The 20,616-nt window shown below is 33.8% G+C and carries 18 protein-coding genes and 1 riboswitch; of the genes, 14 read left to right on the top strand and 4 right to left on the bottom strand.

From position 1 onward, the window contains the following. Nucleotide 1 precedes the first annotated feature (1 nt). Nucleotides 2–730: a sulfite exporter TauE/SafE family protein gene (locus tag NK213_RS01090; protein ID WP_253346091.1), complete on the top strand. Its 729-nt coding sequence runs from the start codon at nt 2–4 to the stop codon at nt 728–730. Between the two features lie 41 nt (nt 731–771). On the opposite strand, the gene NK213_RS01085 is transcribed toward NK213_RS01090, so the two are convergent. The 3 genes from NK213_RS01085 to NK213_RS01075 form a co-directional block, all read right to left on the bottom strand. Continuing rightward, a complete protein-coding gene (locus NK213_RS01085; RefSeq protein WP_253346090.1) occupies nt 772–1,155 on the bottom strand; it encodes a hypothetical protein in 384 nt (127 codons plus the stop codon). A 95-nt stretch (nt 1,156–1,250) separates the two neighbouring features. Then, complete coding sequence (locus tag NK213_RS01080) at nt 1,251–1,520, bottom strand: hypothetical protein (protein ID WP_253346089.1); 270 nt, start codon at nt 1,518–1,520, stop codon at nt 1,251–1,253. Between the two features lie 5 nt (nt 1,521–1,525). Then, a complete protein-coding gene (locus NK213_RS01075; protein ID WP_253346088.1) occupies nt 1,526–2,017 on the bottom strand; it encodes a hypothetical protein in 492 nt (163 codons plus the stop codon). A gap of 286 nt (nt 2,018–2,303) precedes the next feature. Then, nucleotides 2,304–2,391, top strand: a riboswitch (SAM riboswitch). 148 nt (nt 2,392–2,539) lie between these two features. Between NK213_RS01075 and metK the strand changes: the two genes are divergently transcribed. From metK to NK213_RS01060, 3 genes are all read left to right on the top strand, one after another. Beyond that, on the top strand, nt 2,540–3,694 hold the full coding sequence (metK, locus tag NK213_RS01070; RefSeq protein ID WP_253346087.1) for a methionine adenosyltransferase: 1,155 nt from the start codon (nt 2,540–2,542) through the stop codon (nt 3,692–3,694). Nucleotides 3,695–3,838: 144 nt separating this feature from the next. Then, entirely contained in the window at nt 3,839–4,645 is an 807-nt protein-coding gene (locus tag NK213_RS01065) for a Cof-type HAD-IIB family hydrolase (protein ID WP_253346086.1), read from the top strand. Nucleotides 4,646–5,196: 551 nt separating this feature from the next. Continuing rightward, nucleotides 5,197–11,868, top strand: coding sequence for an autotransporter domain-containing protein (locus NK213_RS01060; protein WP_253346085.1), 6,672 nt, complete (start codon nt 5,197–5,199; stop codon nt 11,866–11,868). Between the two features lie 139 nt (nt 11,869–12,007). Here NK213_RS01060 and NK213_RS01055 read toward each other — a convergent pair whose 3' ends face one another. After that, nucleotides 12,008–12,337: a DUF1622 domain-containing protein gene (locus tag NK213_RS01055; RefSeq protein WP_253346084.1), complete on the bottom strand. Its 330-nt coding sequence runs from the start codon at nt 12,335–12,337 to the stop codon at nt 12,008–12,010. A 391-nt stretch (nt 12,338–12,728) separates the two neighbouring features. Here NK213_RS01055 and NK213_RS01050 point away from each other — a divergent pair, with 391 nt between their 5' ends. From NK213_RS01050 to NK213_RS01005, 10 genes are all read left to right on the top strand, one after another. Continuing rightward, complete coding sequence (locus tag NK213_RS01050) at nt 12,729–14,801, top strand: BglG family transcription antiterminator (protein ID WP_253346083.1); 2,073 nt, start codon at nt 12,729–12,731, stop codon at nt 14,799–14,801. Nucleotides 14,802–14,881: 80 nt separating this feature from the next. Further along, complete coding sequence (locus NK213_RS01045; RefSeq protein WP_253346082.1) at nt 14,882–15,352, top strand: PTS sugar transporter subunit IIA; 471 nt, start codon at nt 14,882–14,884, stop codon at nt 15,350–15,352. 15 nt (nt 15,353–15,367) lie between these two features. After that, nucleotides 15,368–15,646 carry a PTS sugar transporter subunit IIB gene (locus NK213_RS01040; protein ID WP_012861187.1) on the top strand — a complete coding sequence of 93 codons (279 nt, stop codon included), beginning with the start codon at nt 15,368–15,370 and terminating at the stop codon, nt 15,644–15,646. 24 nt (nt 15,647–15,670) lie between these two features. Continuing rightward, complete coding sequence (locus tag NK213_RS01035) at nt 15,671–17,032, top strand: PTS galactitol transporter subunit IIC (RefSeq protein WP_253346081.1); 1,362 nt, start codon at nt 15,671–15,673, stop codon at nt 17,030–17,032. 1 nt (nt 17,033) lies between these two features. Further along, the gene (locus NK213_RS01030) at nt 17,034–17,975 is read left to right on the top strand and encodes a 1-phosphofructokinase family hexose kinase (RefSeq protein ID WP_253346080.1); all 942 of its coding nucleotides are present in this window, start codon (nt 17,034–17,036) and stop codon (nt 17,973–17,975) included. Between the two features lie 15 nt (nt 17,976–17,990). Beyond that, on the top strand, nt 17,991–18,650 hold the full coding sequence (locus tag NK213_RS01025; protein WP_253346079.1) for a class II aldolase/adducin family protein: 660 nt from the start codon (nt 17,991–17,993) through the stop codon (nt 18,648–18,650). A 1-nt stretch (nt 18,651) separates the two neighbouring features. Continuing rightward, nucleotides 18,652–18,834: a hypothetical protein gene (locus tag NK213_RS01020; protein ID WP_253346078.1), complete on the top strand. Its 183-nt coding sequence runs from the start codon at nt 18,652–18,654 to the stop codon at nt 18,832–18,834. Further along, a complete protein-coding gene (locus NK213_RS01015; RefSeq protein ID WP_253346077.1) occupies nt 18,812–19,072 on the top strand; it encodes an HPr family phosphocarrier protein in 261 nt (86 codons plus the stop codon). Before NK213_RS01020 ends, NK213_RS01015 begins: the two co-directional genes overlap by 23 nt. Nucleotides 19,073–19,522: 450 nt before the next feature. Then, complete coding sequence (locus NK213_RS01010) at nt 19,523–19,675, top strand: hypothetical protein (protein ID WP_253346076.1); 153 nt, start codon at nt 19,523–19,525, stop codon at nt 19,673–19,675. A gap of 26 nt (nt 19,676–19,701) precedes the next feature. Then, nucleotides 19,702–20,400: an SMI1/KNR4 family protein gene (locus NK213_RS01005; protein ID WP_253346075.1), complete on the top strand. Its 699-nt coding sequence runs from the start codon at nt 19,702–19,704 to the stop codon at nt 20,398–20,400. Nucleotides 20,401–20,616 lie beyond the last annotated feature (216 nt).

The following is a 20,616-nucleotide window of genomic DNA, read 5'->3' as shown; positions in this document are numbered from 1 at the left end:
AATGCTATATTTTATTTTATCATTAGTGACTTCCACATTGGGAAGCCTTATTGGAATAGGAGGAGGGGTAATATTAAGACCTTCTCTGAAATTATTGGGAGAGAGTGCAAAATCAGCGGCGGCTCTTTCTACATTTACGGTTTTTATAATGGCTGCTTTTAGTACATATAAATATAATAAGAATAAAAAAATAGATTTTAGAACAGGTATAAAAACAGGTTTGTTCATAGTTCCCGGAAGCTATATCGGGACATTTGCCATTGCTTATGTACCTGAAAGTTTTATAAATTTCACATATTTATTTGTTTTGTTTGTTTTGATATGTCTTATGTTTTTTAAGGAAAAAATACATAAGATAGAAGTGAATTATTTTTTCAAACTGCTGATTTCCCTTATAATAGGATTTTGTGCAGGAATTTTGGGTATAGGAGGCGGGCCGTTTCTAATACCGCTTTTGATGTTTGTATTTCAGACAGAAATAAAAAAGATTCCGGGAACAAGCGTGTTTATAGTGTTTATAAGCTCATTGTTCAGTCTGGCACAGCATATATTTGATAATAATATTGACTATATAAAGGCACTGCCTCTTGCAGCAGCGGCTATAATCGGTTCTGTCATCGGAACAAAATTAAACAGGAAAATAAGCGATAAAACAGTAATAAACTTATATAATATTATTATGATTATGTTATTTTTAGGCAGTCTGGCAGCTTTGGCAGCCGGCAAATAACAGCTGCAAAAAAAATCCGGAGAAATCCGGATTTAGTTTGTTTATAAATTCATTTCTACAGAGAAGACTTTCTTGTGTTTAATATCTGATATTAAATAAATTCCTTCTTTGTCTCCGTATGCAATATGGGATGACAATACATTATCCTTATTAAATCTAAGAGAAAAAGATAATATCATACAGTTTTTGAATATTTTCAAATCAGCATTATCCGGTAAGTTTTTCTCAGTTTGTGATTTTATATCTGTGATATTGCTGTTTATCCATTCCAGAGTTTCGCTTATTTCAGGAAAAAAATCCATGAATTGTTCATTAGTACATTTATTTTCAAATATTACCCCTGAACTGTATAAAGCATCACCCAGTTCACAGCGAAATGAGAAAAACAGATCGTTTATACTGGTAAAATCTTTTATTTCTAACATTCAGATTCTCCTTATATTCTTTATAAATTAGAAATTCCGTTTAAGAGTAAAGCTGTGGTATCAGAGTATTTTTAGCTTTGTAACATAAGATGCTGTTATCCGATAACAAGACCTTTGCCGACAGTGTGCGGGCCTTCTTTTATTTCAAATGAAGCTCCTTTTTTCAGTTTTGAATAGTCGACTCCTTCATATAATAAAATTATATCACAGAGAATATGTTCGTTAAATTTGCTTTTTTCTAAATTTTTAAATTGAATTCCCAAATATTCATTGGTATTTTCTATGACAAAATGCGGTCTGTATACTGTACCGTAAGGAGGATTTTTCCTCGTATTATTGTCTAAAAACCAAACTTCAACCAGCAAATTACTCACCTCTGTTTCTTAATGTAACTTATTATTTCATCTGAGTATAAATCAGCTTGCTTTACTATTTCAGCTGTTAATTCATCTAATTTATCAAAATCGGGTTCCTTGACTAAAATAATTTCAATAATTGAGTACTTTGGCATAGCAGGCTTATTTTTGTTCCATTTGGTATTTTTCAAGAAGTCCCAGTATTCCTTCTGAATTTTTGCGTTTCGCCCCATCAGCCAAAGCTCGAATCTCATTTCTTTATGATTCAATACAATTCCAAAACGTAATTCTTTACTTTTCAGAAATGCATCGGAATAAGGAAAATATGAGAAGTCCATATAACCCGGCGAAACATTTCCACAGGAATACTTATTTGGAAGAGTCTTTTCAAAATATGCTTTTACAGCCATTAGATATTTGAGCAGTCTTTCATAAGCAGTTTGAATATCTTCGTTTTGCAGTTGGGCTTTATACAAAGAAACATAATCATTTAATGTTTTATCCATTTTAATACCACCTGACTAATACAAATTTTAATTTATTATACCACTGAGAGGAGTAAGATTGCAATGAAAGAGAAATTCATAGGTACAGCAGCCGAAATATTTGACCGCACTAAAATAAAGAGAAAGCTGATGATGAATAATAACGAATATATTAGGATCTCTGCATAAAAGAATATTTTTTATTTTAAATATAAGTCAGGCGAAAATTAGTTTTATAATAAAAATATTTGTAAAGAAAAATTTTATTGACAAAATAAAAAGTATGTAGTATAGTATTTATTAGAAAATATCATCAAGAGGAACTGAGAGACAGGCTCTGTGACGTTCCAGCAACCTACGTATATCGTGTGGTGCTAATTCCTGAAAGATGAAAATGAGTTATCTTCAATTTTGCTTTCGGGATTGAAGATTTTTTTATTTCCGTAAAAAATTTAACAGAAAATAACAGGTGAACGGGCTGTATTTTCTTGAGATAACATTGATGATATCCCGATAAACTATATACTCAAGGAGGACATAAAAATGTCAAAAAATTTGTTTTTTACATCAGAATTTGTATCACCGGGACATCCGGACAAAATATGCGACCAGATATCGGATGCAGTTTTGGATGCGTGTCTTATAGATGACCCGCAGTCAAGAGTGGCATGTGAAGTTTTTGCTACAACAGGTCTCGTAATGGTCGGGGGAGAAATTACTACCAACACTTATATTGATATACAAAAAATAATAAGAGAAAAGATCGAGGAAATAGGATATAGACAGGGAATGGGCTTTGATGCCGACTGCGGTGTACTGAATACCATTCATTCACAATCTCCGGATATTGCCATGGGAGTGGACACGGGAGGTGCCGGAGATCAGGGGATAATGTTCGGCGGTGCGGTAAATGAGACACCTGAATTAATGCCTCTTGCTCTTACATTAGCCAGAGCAATAATAAACAGATTAACAATACTTACCAGATCAAATGAACTTGCATGGGCAAGACCCGATGCAAAAGCACAGGTTACACTTGCTTATGATGAACACGGAGAAAAAGTGGAATATGTGGACACTGTTGTATTATCAGTACAGCATGACGAGGAAGTAACTCAGGAAGAAATAAAAAAAGAACTGAAAGAAAAAGTTATTAAGCCTGTACTTGAAAAATACGGACTTGATCCTGAAAAAGTAAAAAAATATCATATAAATCCTACAGGAAGATTCGTAATAGGAGGGCCTCACGGAGATACAGGACTTACAGGAAGAAAAATAATAGTGGACACATACGGCGGATTCTTTAGACACGGCGGAGGGGCATTCTCAGGAAAAGATCCTTCGAAAGTGGACAGATCAGCTGCATATGCTGCGAGATGGATAGCTAAAAATATAGTATCAGCAGGAATAGCGGATAAATGTGAAGTACAGCTTTCTTATGCAATAGGAGTAGCCGAGCCTACGTCTATAAAGGTGGACACGTTCGGTAAATCAAAGGTTTCAGAGGAAAAAATAGCGGAAGCTGTGGCACAGATATTTGATCTGACACCAAGAGGAATAGAGAAAAGTCTTGAGCTGAGAGAGGGAAAATTCAGATATCAGGATCTGGCAGCATTTGGACATATAGGAAGAACAGATATTGATCTGCCATGGGAAAGAGTAAATAAAGCAGAGGAATTAAAGAAAATTTTGTTATAATAAAGAGATAGTTTGATAGAAAAGTTCTGTAAGTATATTGTGCAATATATTTTGCCAGTATAAAACAGAGCTTTTTTAATTTCTTTATGGAACTTTTTATATAATTATGCTAAAATTTGACTAACAATTAAATCTGGAGGGAAAATGAAGTATAAAATGCTGGTTACTGATGTGGATGATACATTATTAACTGATGGTCATGAAATAACAAAAGAAAACAGGGAAGCTATAATGGAGCTTCAGAGAAACGGTGTGAAATTCGTACTTGCAAGCGGGAGACCCACAGAAGCAATAACAGGTATAGCAAGAGAACTGGAACTTCCTAAATACGGCGGTTTCGTAGCAGGATATAACGGCGGGGAAATACTGGACATGAGTTCGGGAAATATGCTGAAAAGAATGGGGCTGAAAAGGGAAGAACTCTTGGAAATATATGAAAAATCAAAAGACATAGACTTAAAATATATAACATACAAAGATAATTTTGTCCTTGGAAAAGAAAAAGATGAATTCGTGGATGAAGAATTGAAAATAACAAATTTCGAATATCTGGAATTTGAAGATCTTCAGGATATAGAATTCGACGAACTTATAAAATGTATGCTTGTAGGAAGAACGGAAATCGTACTGGAAACAAAAAATAAATTGGAGCCTTTATTTGACGGGAGAATAGCTTTGACTATATCAAAACCTATTTTTCTGGAATTTATTAATAAAAATGCCAGTAAGGGGAATGCTGTAAGAGTCATAGCTGATAAGCTGGGAATAACTCTGGATGAAGTAGCGGCAATAGGAGACAGTTATAATGACATAAGTATGCTTGAGATAGCAGGATTTTCAGGGACTGTAGAAAATGGAAACGATGAGGCGAAAAAAACTGCATCATTTATCAGCAGCAGTAACAATAACAGCGGTCTTGCCAGATTTGTGGAAGAGATGAAAAAACATTAGTATTTTTCCGTTTTTTAAGTCTGAACAGCAGTGATTAATAAAATTAATAATAACAGAACTAGGGCTAAATATAAAGGAAATACAGATTTTAAAGCTGTATTTTTTTTGTGAATGAAAATTGTAACTTTTATATAAAATATATATAATTAGAATTGTTTTTGAAATTATTAAAAAAGGATGTGCTGATTTTACAATGGTAAAAAAAATTGGAACATGTGTTCCGGGGCTTGTAAAATAATTACTTGATGATGTTGACAAATTGAGATTAAATGTGTAAAATGGTTCTATGTTAAAGTGAAATTTTTGTTTATTTTATTAAATGAATGGGAATTTTTAATTTGATATTACAGGAACTTTATCAGTTTACATTATTTCTAAAATAAATCTGGGAAATATAAACTTATGTCTTGTACCATTTTAATCCGGCTGTATGTTTATATTTTTTATTTTTTACAAATAAAATGATTATTTGGGAATACCTGTAATACATATTAGATTAATTTTAATTATTATTCAGATAAAATGTACTTTTTGAAGGAGTAGGAGAGAAGATGAAAAATAAGAATTTTTTGATGTTTTTTCTGGCAGTAAATGCATTTGCAGTTTCTCAGGGAGCAGCAGACAGCATAAACCGTTCGGAAAAATATGAAAAACTTTATAACGGGATGATCCAGAATATAGAAGCTGGAAAATCTAACGTTAAAAATTATGATGTATTGGAAAAAATACTGGAAAAAAGAAATAAAGAGCTGAAAGATCTTTATTTACAGAGTGACTATATAGTAAAGCCGGAATATCTGGAGTGGCAGATATTTTTCAGCGGTTTTTATGCTCACAGAGAGTCAGGGGATAATACCCTTGCGAATGGAACTTACCATTCAGACCCGAGTAATGTGAACGGGAAGTTTTATACTGCTTTGGGAGAAGCAAAGCAGGTAGATCTGGGATTATATATTCCAGAGCGTACTATCAAGAGAAATCCTGTGGAACTAAAGCTGGTAAATCCGCCGGAAATAAATCTTAACAGTCTGGATGTAAATCCTGAGGTTAATCCCAGTGTAAGCCCAAGTGCGAGTTCGGGGAGTTATAAGGAATTTACTCCTACAGGGAGTATGAAAAGTTTTCTTGCGGCTTATGAAAATCTCTTTGAATCAGCAACATATACTACTGAAAAAAGTGATGGAGCCACACTGCTGATAGTGGCTGCTAATTCATACAAAGTGAATTATAATGTTAATACTGGTTTGGATATAACGGTAAATACTGTTATAGATTCTTTTAGTAATAATAAAAGTTTCGCAAACGGTGATTCTGAAGTGATTTGGGGAACGAATTCAATATCTACTTCTTATGGAAGTACAGCGAGCAACCCGGCATTTTATGGCGGAGGAACACGGGTAATAGGGGTGTTCGGCGGAGCAGGAAATGTTACTAATAGTAATGAAATGGATTTGAAAGGGCCGTTTAGCTATGGAATGGTTGCTGAAGGCGGAAGAAGTACCCTTACAAATAACTCAAGCGGTGTTATCAGTGATGACAAGGAAAATGACACTGCTGATACATGGTATAACAATGAAATTCCACATATTGGGGAAACTATAACATATACACAGGAAAAATCTACAACCGATCCGGGTACAATAATAACTGATCCGTCCAGAACAACAACAGTAGATAAGCATCCTGACGGGAATATAATATATGTGAATGGAAGACCTGTATACAGACATGGAGGAACTGCAGACAGTCCTGATGTTTCATCAACAGTGACAACAATTGGTTTAATAGATTACAAGCGGACAACAACTGTTCGATCATATCTCGGCGGATATCTGGGATATAAAGTGGGAATGTTTGTAAATAGTAATTTAACGCCGTCAGATACAACTATACAAAATGACGGTACGATAAGATTTAACGGCTACAGTTCAATAGGAATGTATACTTCGGCAGGCAATGGGCTGAGCGACATACAAATGAGAAATAACGGAACTATAGATATAAATACTGGAAATTATACCGGATATTCTAATTTTGGTATGAAATTAGACGGAACTGTTACTAATGATGCAACTAAGAAAGTAATTTTGAATAATGATATAATCAGCATAAGTAACGGAGCTGGAATAGCTGTAGTAAATGGAAGTACAGGAGAAGGCTTTGTAGAAAACAGTAGTACAGGGAAAATAACTGTAGCAAACGGGACAGGAATTTATCTTGCACCATTGTCAACAAGCAGCAAAGTAGAAGATGCAGTAAATAACGGAACGATTACTGTAACAAATGGAGCAGGAATGTATGCCGTAGGCGGACGTGACGAGATTACAAGAGTAATAAATAATGGTACAATATCAGTTACAACTGGAATGGGAATGGTTGCCGCAGGTAAGAATTCTGAGGCGGTTAATAATAGTAAGGACTTTATAATTGGTGCTTCAACAGGCGGATTTTATGCAACTAAAGGCGGAAAAGTTATTAATACTGCGAATCTAACTGTTAATTCTTCCGGAGTATCTCTTTTTAACATTGATGGTGATTCTGAAGGAAATAGTACTGGGAATATAGAAATGACCAAAGATTCTTCCGTTGCATTTTATAATAAAGGTAAGTTTACATCTGCAGGAGATATAAAGATAGATGGTAATAACTCAATAGCTGTATACAGTGACGGGACAAATAATACAAATATAAAAGCTGATACAATAAGCCTTTCAGGAACAAAAGGTGCAGTATTCTACACAAACGGTGGGAAAATAAACATATCTCCAAACACAGGGACAAAAACAACAGTAACAGTATCAGGAGATTCATCGTATTTATTTTATGACAGCAGTTTTAAAACAGGAAGTCTTCCAAATCAGACTTTTGTCATAAACGGAGACTTAGACGCTGATGTTCAAACCGGAGCTATAGCTTTTGACTTTAAAAATGTTTCTGGAAGTCTCCTAAATTATGTAGAAAATAATCTTTTGGATGTACAAAGCGGGATAACAACTATTAATATAGGCGGGACAGCATTTCATGCCAAGAATTCTACAATAAGCATAGACGAGGTTTCTAAGATACAAACAGGTCTTGGAACAGGCAGTGTTAAATTAGTCGGAAGCGATATATTTTATGCGGAAAAAAGTATAATTAACATAGATAAAGATTCTGATCTTGATCTTACAACAGATACATACCAAAAAAATCAGAGTCATATTGCTAATTCCAGCATAAATCTCGCAGCTGGTAACAGCATATCAGGAAGTAAAAATGGGCAGTATGGAATTGGGCAGGAAAACTATGATAATACCAGTGTTACATTGAAAAATGAAGGTGATATAATACTTACAGGTTCTGGAACAACTGGTATATACGGAAATAACACAGAAATTTTAAATATTGGAAATATAACAACAGGAGACAGCAGTACAGGAATTTTCTCATCAAATAATGCAAAAACTGTAAATACAGGAAATATAAATTTTGGAAATTCCGGGATAGGAATTTACGGGATAAATACGTACGGGTCTACAGTGCCTTCTACATATAATAAAATAGACATCACAATGTCAGCTGGAACTCTCACAGCTGACGGGACTACTGAAGCTTATGGTATTTTTGCGAATAATTCAAAAGGTGACGGGTATTCCAATGTTAATTTCAGCGGCGGGTTAATCGACCTGAGCAAAATTTCAGCTATGGACAGAAATAAAGCAGTGGCAGTAGCTGTGAAAGACACAGATTTAAAATCAGCAGGAGATATTAATACTGCTGAAAACGGGATAGTTTTTTATATAAACGGCGGAAATACAAATATATCAGGCGGTACTATTAATTTAGATAAAGATAATTCAATAGGACTTGCTCTTCAAAATATACAGCCGACAAAGTTTACAGGGACAGGAGCTGCATTTAATATAGACGGAGACGGGATTATTCTTTTTCATCTAAAGGATTCAACAGGAATAAAAGATGACTTCATAGTAAATGTTGCCTCAGGTTCTAACTATAGATATGCTGATATGAAAAACAGCTCGTTTACATTTGATAGAGCATTTAATATAGAAGATAATATAAACTTTATAGTTGCTGATGCTTCAGCAGTTCTTCTGGGAACAAATTCAGATATTAATTCTACAGGAACTGGAAATATAGGAGTATATGCCAAGAATAAGGCCGCGGCTTCTGTGACAGGATCGCTGGGAGTATCAAATGAAGTAACTAACAGCGGGAAAATAAGACTTGAAGATTCTTCTACAGGTATTTATGCTGAAGATGGTGCCGGAGTTCTTAATGATGTATCGGGAATTATAAATGTAGGAGACAGCTCGCAAGGAATATATGCAAAAAATTCAGGGTCAATAGTAAACAGAGGAGATATAAATACAGGTGAATCTTCAATAGGAATATATTTTAACAATGCATCTGCTGCGGAAAATTACGGAAAAATAATGAGTAGTTCTGATAATGCTGTAGGCGTTTATATGGATAATCAGACAGCAGGGTTCAGAAATGACGGTACGATCACATTAAGCGGGCAGAATAATATCGGTATTTATGATACAGGGACAGGCATCAGAACTATTGAGAATAACGGGAAAATAACAGTAGGGGATTCATTGTCGGCGGACAGTCCAAATGTGGGTATATACTCTACAGACGGTTCTCTCACAATAAATCATAATGTAAATGCTGAAATAAATTCCGGAGTAAATTCAATGGGAATTTATGCTAAAAATACGACAATAAACATAAAAGGAAACATAAAAACCGGAGATAACGGAACAGGAATATATGCTGATTCAGGATCATATGTAAATATCAGCAGCAGTGCAAAACTAAATCTGGGAGCTTTGAATGCGGCAGGAGTGTATGCACTTGGTGGAACTGTTATTGATAACTACAGCTCAGATATAGTTTATCCTTCGGACTCATATGCTTTTGTGCTGAATTCAGGAGCAGTTTTAAATAACCATGCAGCAAGTGTAACACTGGATAACGGAAAAGTATTTGCATATTCGGATAATGCCGTAATAAATAATAATGGAAATTTTGCACTAACAGGTACTGATAATATAGTTTTATACGGAGTTAATAATTCTGCAGTGACTAATACCGGAATAATAGATGCAGGAGGAACACAGGGAAGCAATATAGGAATATATGCAAAAGACAGTAATATAACAAACAGCGGAAAAATAATAATGGGAGATTCTGTTATCGTTGATGAATATAATCCTTTTGTAAATAAATATTCAGTGGCAATCTACGGAGAAAATTCCAATATACGGAATGATACAGGCAGCGATGTTTCTGTGGGAGAAAATTCTGCCGGACTGTATGGCGTGGGCGGAACTATCGTAAACAGCGGGAAAATAACTTCAACAAAAGACGGGGCAATCGGAGTATTCATTGATAATGGTACAGCTGAAAATAAAGGGCTTATTGAACTATACGGAGCTAATTCAGTGGGACTTGCTGGTAAAACAGGATCGACACTGACTAATTCCGGAACTATAAAAATTCATGGAGATAACTCTATAGGGATTTTTGCGAATTTAGGTTCTTTTGTAATAAATACAGGAACGATCGAAGTATTGGGAAATAACAGCACGGGAATACACCTTCAGGGAAAATCTGTACTTCTGAATGAGGGAACTATAATACTGGGATCAGGTCTTTCGGACTCTGTAAAAGTATCATACTCAACAGGATATGACATACCGGAAATACAAAATGCCGGGATAATAAAAGTAGCAGAAAAATTTGAAGTTCCTGCGGATTTTCAAATTTCAATAAAACCAGCTGCTTCTTCATTCAGAGAGCCTACAGCATCTGAAATATTCTCAGATAATTACGCACTTGAAGATATAGACGGAAGATATCTGATTTCAAATGCAGTAAGTTTTGTGGCGCCGTATTTTGCCGCTACAGAGCCTGTAGTGGTACTGCCTGATTTTTCACAGCATACAAATGCACTGGCGTATAAGCTGGAAGATGTATTCGTGCCGACTACTCCGGATGGAGGGCCGAATTCGGGAAAAGTCAGAGTAAAGAGCAAGTCTATCACATGGGATGTTATTCCTAATGAAAATGCAGATGGAAATATAGACCTTTGGATGGTAAAGATTCCATATAATGTTTATACTTACGGTCTCTGGTATGATGGTTTCGGAAAGTCGCTTGATGCAAATTATGCCGGGGCAAATGCAGAAGGAATAGAAATATTTGATAAAATAGATTACATTGATAATGAAAAAGACCTGAGACATATTATGGCAAGTCTCGGAGGAAATGTATATTCCAATATTAACCAGAGAGAAGAAGATATAGCGGAAGTATTTGAAAACTCATTAGGTCTTCTTCAAAATTCGCATAATAATACAAAAGAAAATGTAAAGATAAATGTAATCGCCGGAAAAGGAAACAGAAAAGAAAAAACAGACGGTGTGGTGGAATATGATTCTTCTTATACAGGAATAATGGCACTAAGAGAAGTAGAAAGAACATACAGACATACATTTGGATATTCAGCAGGATATCTTCATTCAGGATTTGAATTCAAAGACGGAAATGAAAGTGAAGAATGGGTAGATACATTACAGTTTGGAATGCACAGCAAGTATAAGGCAGATAACTGGGAACTGAGAAATGACCTTACAGCAAGAGGAAGTATCCATAATGTAGACAGAAATATCGACTGGCCGTCACCGAACAGCAGATCCGAAATGAACGGTACATATGAAACATACAGCCTGACAAGTGATAACAGACTTGGGAAAGAGTTTGGAATCGGGAAAAATACATCTGTAACTCCTTATGGAGGAATTAAGGCAATGTATGTAGTAAGACCGACTTTCGAGGAAGAAGGACTGGAAAGACTGAAAGTCGAAGGAAATGATGCATGGAGTGTAAAACCAAGAGCCGGGGTAGAACTGAAAGCTTCTGTTCCAATGGGTAAAAACAGTGCATGGAAAGTAAAGGGGACTTTGGATCTTGCTTATGAATATGAGCTTGCTAATCTGAATGAAAGAGAAAGAGCACAGCTTGTAGCGGCGGAAGATGGTTACCATGATCTTGCAAAGCCTGAGGAAGAAAAAGGGCAGTTTAAAACAAGAGCATCAATAGGAGTGGAAGTCGAAGAAAGATACGGAGTATTTTTAACAGGAGAATACGTAGCAGGTGAAAAAAGTCAGGAAGAATACAGAGCAGGAGTAACTTTGAAAGCGGTATTCTAATATAGGGCTGAATAATAAAAGATTTTATTGTAATAAAAAATATAAGGTACTGTAACAGGAATGAAACCTGTGTACAGTACCTTTTTTAATATTTATTATTTTCATCTGCGGCTGAATTTCTGTCTGTAAAATATATTTTTTAGTGTGAAGAAGCTTCTTTTATCTCTTTTTGTAAAAAGTAAGAGATAAAAGTACGAATAAACACAATTACAATAAGAATAATAATTTCATTCAGTTCAGGATGAGCGATGGTGTCAATAATATCAGCAGCTATAAGTACTTCTAACCCGAGAAGGATGTAAGATCCCAGAGAAGCTCTGATATATCCCCGCTTCATGGCTTTTTCATTGTCACTGTTTTTTGAAAATTCATTTTTGATAAACTGGAAAGCTGAAATAATAACACCCCAGATAATAATTAAACCAGAGAAAAAACTTATAAAATTACCTATATACCTAACGTATTCCAAATTTTCTGCTCCTTTCCCGTAAACCCCCGTCAGAGGATTTTATTTTTATTATATCATCTTTTATTAATAAAAGATAAGCAGAAATATATTTCCAAAAATTGTCTGTATAAAAAATTAATTTATGAAATATTATTTCCCAAAAAAAGAAAAATAAGAATATAAATAACTGAAAGTCAAATTTAACAGGTGAAGTAAAAAATAAAGCAATAAAATTATCTCTTCCGAAAAATTTGAAGTTTGGTGAAAATTTACAAATATCTTTTTCAGGCTATTATTATAGGGAAGAGTTTGATTAGTAAAAGAGTTAATTACCAGTGTAAAAAAAACTTACGTTTGGGTAAAAGAATCAAACTTCAAAACAGGATAATTGGAGGTGGTCATAATACTTAACTTGAAAGAAATTGAGATTTTTAATATTTTTATTTCTTCAGATGAGGTAAACATTAATGAATTAGCTGGTAAGTTTTATGTCACAGAAAGGAGTATAAGATATAATATCGAAAAAATAAATCAGGTTTTGGAGCTTTTGAATTTTAATACCATACAGAAAACAAAAAAAGGATATCTTACATTATCAAAAAATCAAAATTTGAACAGAATGCTGGATTTTCTGAAAGAACTGGAAATTTTATCACCTTATGAAAGAATGGAAATACTAAAGCTTACACTTGCCCTTGATCCTAACGGTCTTAATATAAACAGGCTGTATAAAAAGCTGGAGGTTTCCAGAACAACTCTGAAAAAAGATTTTGATGAAGTAAAAAGAGAACTTTCCGAATCGGAATTACTAGTGGAACAGGTGAAAAAAAGAGGTCTTCAGATAAGCGGGGAGTATGAAGATATAGAGAAATTCCGTATAAAATTTCTGATGAAATATCTGCAGCTTTACCTTGATAACCGACCGGGAAAGTCTTTTGAAAAAATTATACTTAGTATGATGAAAGATATTTTTAAACTTAATAATCCAAAATTGGTAAGAAAATTTATTAAAGATGTGGCAAAAAACCTTGAAATTATTATATCTGACGAACCATTCGGCATAATAGCCAGCTATATGCTAATAGCAATATTAAGTAATAAATCAGGAAAAGATAACTCGCAGGAACCTGTTATGCTGGAAGAAAGGTTCCTGAAAGAAACAGATGAATATATAGCAATAATGAATCATATAGGCGAGATAGAAACAGCAGAGGGAATAAAATTCAGAAATACCCAGATATTGAAACTGGCGGATTTGGTTTTAGGGAGTAATTCATTTCACATAGAAAATGACTTCTATGAAAACTGGATAGAAATAGACCTTCTGGCTAAAAAGCTTATAAATAATGTGAACAAAAGAATTGAGGTGGATATATCAAATGATGAAATACTATTCAGATGCCTTATTCATCATTTGAAACCTACGATTTACAGGATAAAAAAAGGTGTTAGAATAGTAAATCCCATATTTGAGAACATGAAAATAAAGAAAGATGATTTTTATTATTATGTAAAAGAAGCCACAGAAGAATTAAGAAATATGTTAGGGCAGGAAATTCCAGAAGATGAGCTGTTTTTGCTGATTATACATTTCAGGGCATCTATAGAGAGAAACCGTCCGAAACATGTAAAAAAAGTTCTGCTGGTGTGCAGTCTCGGATATGGAACAGCTACACTGCTCGCACAGAATATAAGAGATACATATGAAGTGGAGATTATGGAAATACTTCCTTATTATGCTTTGAGAGAATCCATAAAGGAATATAAGGGAATAGATCTTATAATTACCACTGTAGATATAAAGGAAAGCAAGAAACCCAAAGATGTCCCCGTAATTAAAATAAATCCGATATTTACGCTGGAGGATATCAAAATACTCAATGAGGCAAATCTGGAACAGAGCAATAAAACTATACTGCTTTCTGAAATAATAGACGGAATAGAAAAAGAAACGAAAATCCTGAACAGGGAAAAGCTCATAGACAGCCTTAGTACAAAGCTTGAAAACAAAATAATAAATGATATAGGAAAGAAAAAAGTAGAAATACTTGAGATTCTCAAAGAAGAAAATATTTATCTGAACCAGGAAGTAAAAAACTGGCAGGAAGCTATTATATTCGGAGGTAAAGTGCTTGAATCAAAAGGGTATATAAGCAGTTCCTATATAGACGATATGCTGGAAATGTCAAATAAATACAGTGAATATATAGTAATTTCCGAAGGTGTGGCAATACCTCATTCCAAAAATAAAAGAAATGTATTCAAAACAGGAATGATGCTTCTTACTTTGAAAAATCCGGTAACATTTCCTGCAGGGCAGTCAGTGGACACTTTCTTTATATTTTCGATTTATAAAAAACAGGAACATTTAAACGCAATAAGCGAGTTAATCGATTTGATACTAAAGTATGACATAAGGTCATATCTGAAAAAAGAGAGCAGAAAAAGAAATGTTATAAAATTTATTTCAAATGTGGAAAGTTAGTATTTATGTCTTATTTAAGGGATTAGACATACCGTATATTATTCATAATATTTTTAATCATATATACAAGGAGGTAGAGAATGCATAATTTATTTGATTATTTTAAAGAGGATCTTATATTTCTCGATTTTGAATCTGATAATCAAATTAATTTTTTTGGTAAGATTTATAAAATACTCGAAGAAAGGGGTGATGTAAAATTTTCTTTTCTGACTTCGATTATAGAGAGAGAAAAGGAATTTCCCACTGGGCTGGATCTGGGAAAATACAAAATAGCAATACCTCATACCAATCCGGAACACATTAATACAGAAGCTGTAGTTTTTGTAAGAAATAAAAATAGGATAATATTCAGGGATATGGGAATGGATCTGAATGATCTGGAAACTGATTTTATATTTTTACTGCTGGTAAAAAAGAACGGAGAACAGATAGAAGTGCTGGAAAATCTGATGAATCTTCTTTCAGAGGAAGAACTTCTGGATAAACTGAAAAACGTAAAAACAAGTGAAGACACGTACAATTTGTTAAGAGAGAAATTAAAAAAATAAGCAGGAGGAAATATTATGAAAAGAATTATAGTAGCATGTGGTTCAGGAGTGGCAACATCACAGACAGTGGCTTCGAAAGTAGAGAAGCTCTTAAAAGAAAAAAAAATCAATGCAAAAGTAGAAGCAGTGGATATAAAATCACTGAAAACATATTTGAAACAGAGTGATGTGTATATTTCCATAGTACCGGCTAAAGAGGAGGTGGGAATACCAGTATTAAGCGGAATTCCTTTTTTAACAGGAGTAGGGGTAAATGAAGAACTGGAGAAATTAATAAAAATAATAAACAGTTAAATATCTAAGGAGGTTATTTAAGTTATGAAAGAGATTATCAACTATATTCTGAACGATTTGGGAGCACACGTTTTTTTACCTATGATAATGATAATTGTAGGTTTGATAGTCAGAATGAAATTCAAAGATGCGTTTTCATCAGCATTAACACTTGGTGTGGCATTTCTGGGTATGGGAATGGTTCTTGGATTTATGTTTAATTCCATAGGGCCTGCATCTGAAAGCTTTGTAAGAAACACAGGGTTACAGTTAAACGCAATTGATACAGGATGGTCTCCGCTGGCTTCTGTCGCATGGGGATGGCCGTATGCATTTTTCCTTTTTCCGATACAGATAGGTATAAATATTATTATGCTTGCAACAAAGCAGACTAATACACTGAATGTGGATTTATGGAATGTATGGAATAAGATTCTTACAGCAGTGTTTGTAACTGCAATTTCGGGAAGTGTAATAGCCGGACTTGTGGTTGGTGCAATAGAAGTATATTTTGAACTTAAAAACTCAGATCTTACACAAGCTGAAGTGTATAAAATAACTAAGATACCGGGAGTGGCATGCCCGCATTCAATGGCACTGTTTAATGTTATAGTTTACCCGTTTGACCTGCTTTTGAGAAAGATACCGTTTTTTAACAGACAGCTTGATGCAGAACACTTGAAAGATAAAATAGGAATATTTGCTGAAAATCACGTAATGGGATTTATAGTAGGGATACTCATCGGGATATTTGCAAGATATGATGTCAGTCAGATACTAACGCTGGGAGTACAGGCTGCTACGGCCCTCCGAATATTTCCTATGGTGGCAAAACTGTTTATGGAAGCTCTCGCACCTATTTCTGATGCTGCCAGCGAATTTATGAAAAAAAGATTTCCGGGAAGAGAATTCTATATAGGGCTTGACTGGCCGTTTCTTGCAGGATCGTCTGAATTATGGGTAACAACTATAATTTTGGTTCCTATTACAATATTATTTGCGGTAATATTACCGGGAAATAATGTACTGCCGTTCGGGGGAATCATAAATATATGTATAGCTGTTCCGTTACTGATAGTGACAGGAGGAAATCTTCTCAGAATGATAGTAATAGGAATAATAACTACGCCGATTTTCCTTTATGTGGGAACTTACTTTGCACCGACTATTACCGAGCTTGCAAGAAAGGTAGGAACAGTGGAAATTCCTGCTAACTCAATGATAACATGGTCGAGTATGGAAGCACCGGTATTCAGATTCGTATGGTCATATGCTTCGGGGGTAATGAAAGGCAACTTTATGGGAGTTATTTTCCTTGTAATATGGTTAGCTTTATGGGTTTTCTATGTAAAAGGTATGAAAAAAAGAAGGGAAGAAGAACTAAAAGCAGAAATGGCGGAGACGTAGAATGATATATACATTTACTCTGAACACAGCAGTAGACAGAATAATTTACTTTGAAGAGGAACTGGAAAGAAAAAAGAATAATAAGATTTCCCGTTATATATATGATGTGGGCGGAAAAGCAACCCATGTTTCCATAATTTTATCACAGCTGGGGATAGACAATATCGCTACAGGATTTATCGGAACTGAAAAAGGTGAGATTCTTACAGAACTTTTAGGAAAATATAATGTGAAATCTGAATTTATAGTTCAGGAAGGAAAAACAAGGGAATCTTTTATACTTGTGGATAATTCAGGTAAGGGAAGTTTTATGATTACTGAAAAAGGTTTCACCATAAATGAAGATTCATATGAAAAAATTACCAGCTATATGAACCAAAAGCTGAAAAACGGTGATGTAGCAGTATTCGCAGGAAGTCCTCCACCGGGAATAGATGAGGAAAAGTACAGAAAATTGCTAAGAATAGCAAATGAAAAGGAGACAAAACTTTTTATAGACTGTTCGGGAAAATTTCTTAAAACAGCAATAAACGAAAACCCTTTTTTGATAAAGCCTAACAAGGATGAATTTGAAGAATTTATATCAAAGACTGGAATAAATGATGAAAATGAGTATATCCCGCATATGGAAAAACTTTTGGATTCGGGTGTGAAAAATGTTTTGTTGTCTCTGGGAAAAGACGGAAGTATGCTTGCAATGGAAAACAGGGAAATTTACAGAATATACCCGCCTAAAATAAAAGAAGTAAATGATACAGGAGCAGGAGATTCATTCGTTGGGGGAGTAGTAGCAGGAATTGCTAAAGACGGCGATCTGCTTGAGGCTGTGAAATCTGCCACGGCAATAAGCGCTTCAAAAGTAGCGAGCGGGATGAGTTCGGGATTTGACAATAAGGAAGTAAAAGAGTTTTTAAAAGAAATAAAAATAAAAAAACTAAAATAACAGAGGAGGAATAAAATGTTATATCAAAAAGAAAGAGAAGAGATGTGCGAAGTAGTAAAGGTAATGTTTGACAGGGATCTGACAAATGCAGCGGGGGGGAATCTCAGTGAAAGAATGAATAAAGATCACTTTATTATGACTCCTACGTTAATGGCGCAGCAGAAGCTTTGCAAACTTGAGCCTGAGGATATTCTTGTGGTAGATAAAGACCTTAATATAATAGAAGGGAGAGGAAAAGTAACAAGGGAAATAAATATGCATATGGCTGTGTATGAGGTATCTGATGCAGTAAAATCAGTAATACATGCTCATCCGAAAGAAGCAATGGTTTTCGCATGTCTCGGGCTGGAAATAGAACATCTTTGTGAGAATACGGTGAAACTGGGGAAAGTAGAGACACTTCCGTTTTCTACAGCTACTACTGAGGAACTCGCAAAGACGGTAAAGGATTATATGGAGAAAAGAAAAGACGAGCTGGAAAAGCATCCGATAGCAGCACTTTTGAATAAACACGGGCTTATACTTGCAGATAAGGGCGGGCTAAAAGCAGCATATGATGTACTGGAAAGAATAGAGTATGAGGCATATGTAAATATTCAGGCAAAACTTTTGAGACTTACAGAACACATTGATTTGAGTGATAATAGAAAATTAAATTATAATATGGAGGAATAAAGTGACAAAGTTCGAACAAAGAGTATTGGTTATTCTGAGTTTTCTGCTTCTGATTATAGGTTATATTTCGGGAAGTATTATAATTAGTCTGTTTGCCCTTTTTATAAGTTTATTATTATGGAAAAAAAACAAAAAACCGGATACTTACAGAGGAGGAAAAAATGGAAATAGAGCTGACAGTTAACAATATATCAGGGCTGCATTCCAGACCGGCGGGAAAGCTGGTAAATACAGCAGTAAAATTTAAATCAGAAATTATGTTGTATAACGGAGATAAAACAGCAAATGCAAAGAGAATTTTATCTCTTTTGAAATTAGGGGCAAGTAAGGGAAGCAGGATAAAAATAGTCATTGAGGGAGAAGATGAGGAAGAGGCAATGGTTGAAATAAAAAGATTGTTTTATAATAATTTCGGCGAGTAGAAGATTAGCTTTTGGGAAACAGGCACGCGTGGGGCGTGTCTGTTTTTTGTTTTGGGGTTATTTTTGGTGGGGATGTTAGGGTTTAGTGTTTTTTCTTATAAAATTTATAATGTTTTGTAGGTTTAAATTTCATATTAGTTTATATTAATATATCTGAGCAAAAATATATTTTAAGTTAATATAAAGTGTGTTATACTTACAAAGTGATGTTTTATTTAATGTTTTATCAAAAAAAATTATTGATAATAATTTGAAATTTTATAGAAATTTGTAATGTGTAAATTATGACTTTGGAATAGAAAAATGCTGGAAAGAAATTACTGAAATACTTTCTGAAAATGAAAATAAAACAATTAATTATTTGAATAACTGCAATAAAGAAGATCTATATTATATAAGTGAAGTTTTTGAAGATATTTCAGAAAATTTAAAAAGTAAAAGAATTATAGAATGTTTACTGATGAAGATTTTGTATTTTTTGAATACGATTTAAGCGGCTTTATTTTTAAAAGAGAGAAAGGGGAAATAAAGTTTTATGAAGAAACTGCCAGATATATTGAGAGCAAAGAATTATACGATAAAGCTTTTATTGATATGAAATAAAATTATAATAAAATAGGGAGTGAGCAATGATAGAAAAGTCAGACTATCTGAAACAATATAGAAGTGATGTAGAAATAGTAAATTATGATAAATTTCTAAATATTAATTTAAGTTTTTTGCCAGATCAATGGAAAAAGATTTTTAATTCTAAAAATGATGAAACTATAAATAAAGAAATTATTAGCTTCTGGAAAGAAAAAATAGGACATAATATGAATAATACAATTTCCCATTTGGAAGATAATTTAGTTAAAGCTGAAATTATCAAATCAAGAGAAGAATATTCAGTTTTGTACACTATAAAAAGTTTAAGTGGGGAAATAAACTATTATGAAGGTAAATTTCCAAAAGAAAAATTTGAGAATATAAAATTAAATGAAAAATGGGAATTAGTTCCAGATAAATTAAAAAGATTTTACGAAGAAATACATAATGGATTTTATCATTATTCGAGCATTTCAATGGGATTAATGCCGTTGGAAGATGTTATTTTACTTGAAGATTATGAGTGGGGGATACTGGATGAATTAGAGGAACCGCTTCAAATAGACCTAGCTTGTACTTTCGGATTTTTTGAAAATGGATCTGGAGATTGTGTTGCGGTAGATTTAGAAAATTCAGGTATTGATAAAGGTGTTTTATGGTTTCATGATGATCAGCCGGATTATAATATAAATTTTTGGGATGTAGTAGATGAGTGGATAAATATAGGTTTGGAAATGTAGTAAATGATGACTTTCGAAAAAAGATTGGATATTATGCGAAGACATAAAATTAAGTAAATTATTACAATTAATTGCTATATAATATTTAAGAGAAAAAAATAGTAACAGAAAAACAAAATAAAGCAGGTGGGTCAATTGTGGGGAGTGTGCAAGAAAGTCTGTAAATTAAATCTGATATAATAAAAGATTTGTTTTTCATATATTGATTTATCTATT

The sequence above is a fragment of the Sebaldella sp. S0638 genome (assembly GCF_024158605.1).
In the GTDB taxonomy this organism is placed as follows: domain Bacteria; phylum Fusobacteriota; class Fusobacteriia; order Fusobacteriales; family Leptotrichiaceae; genus Sebaldella.
The sequence above is the reverse complement of the archived record's forward strand: the minus strand, read 5'-3'. Positions and strand labels throughout refer to the sequence as shown.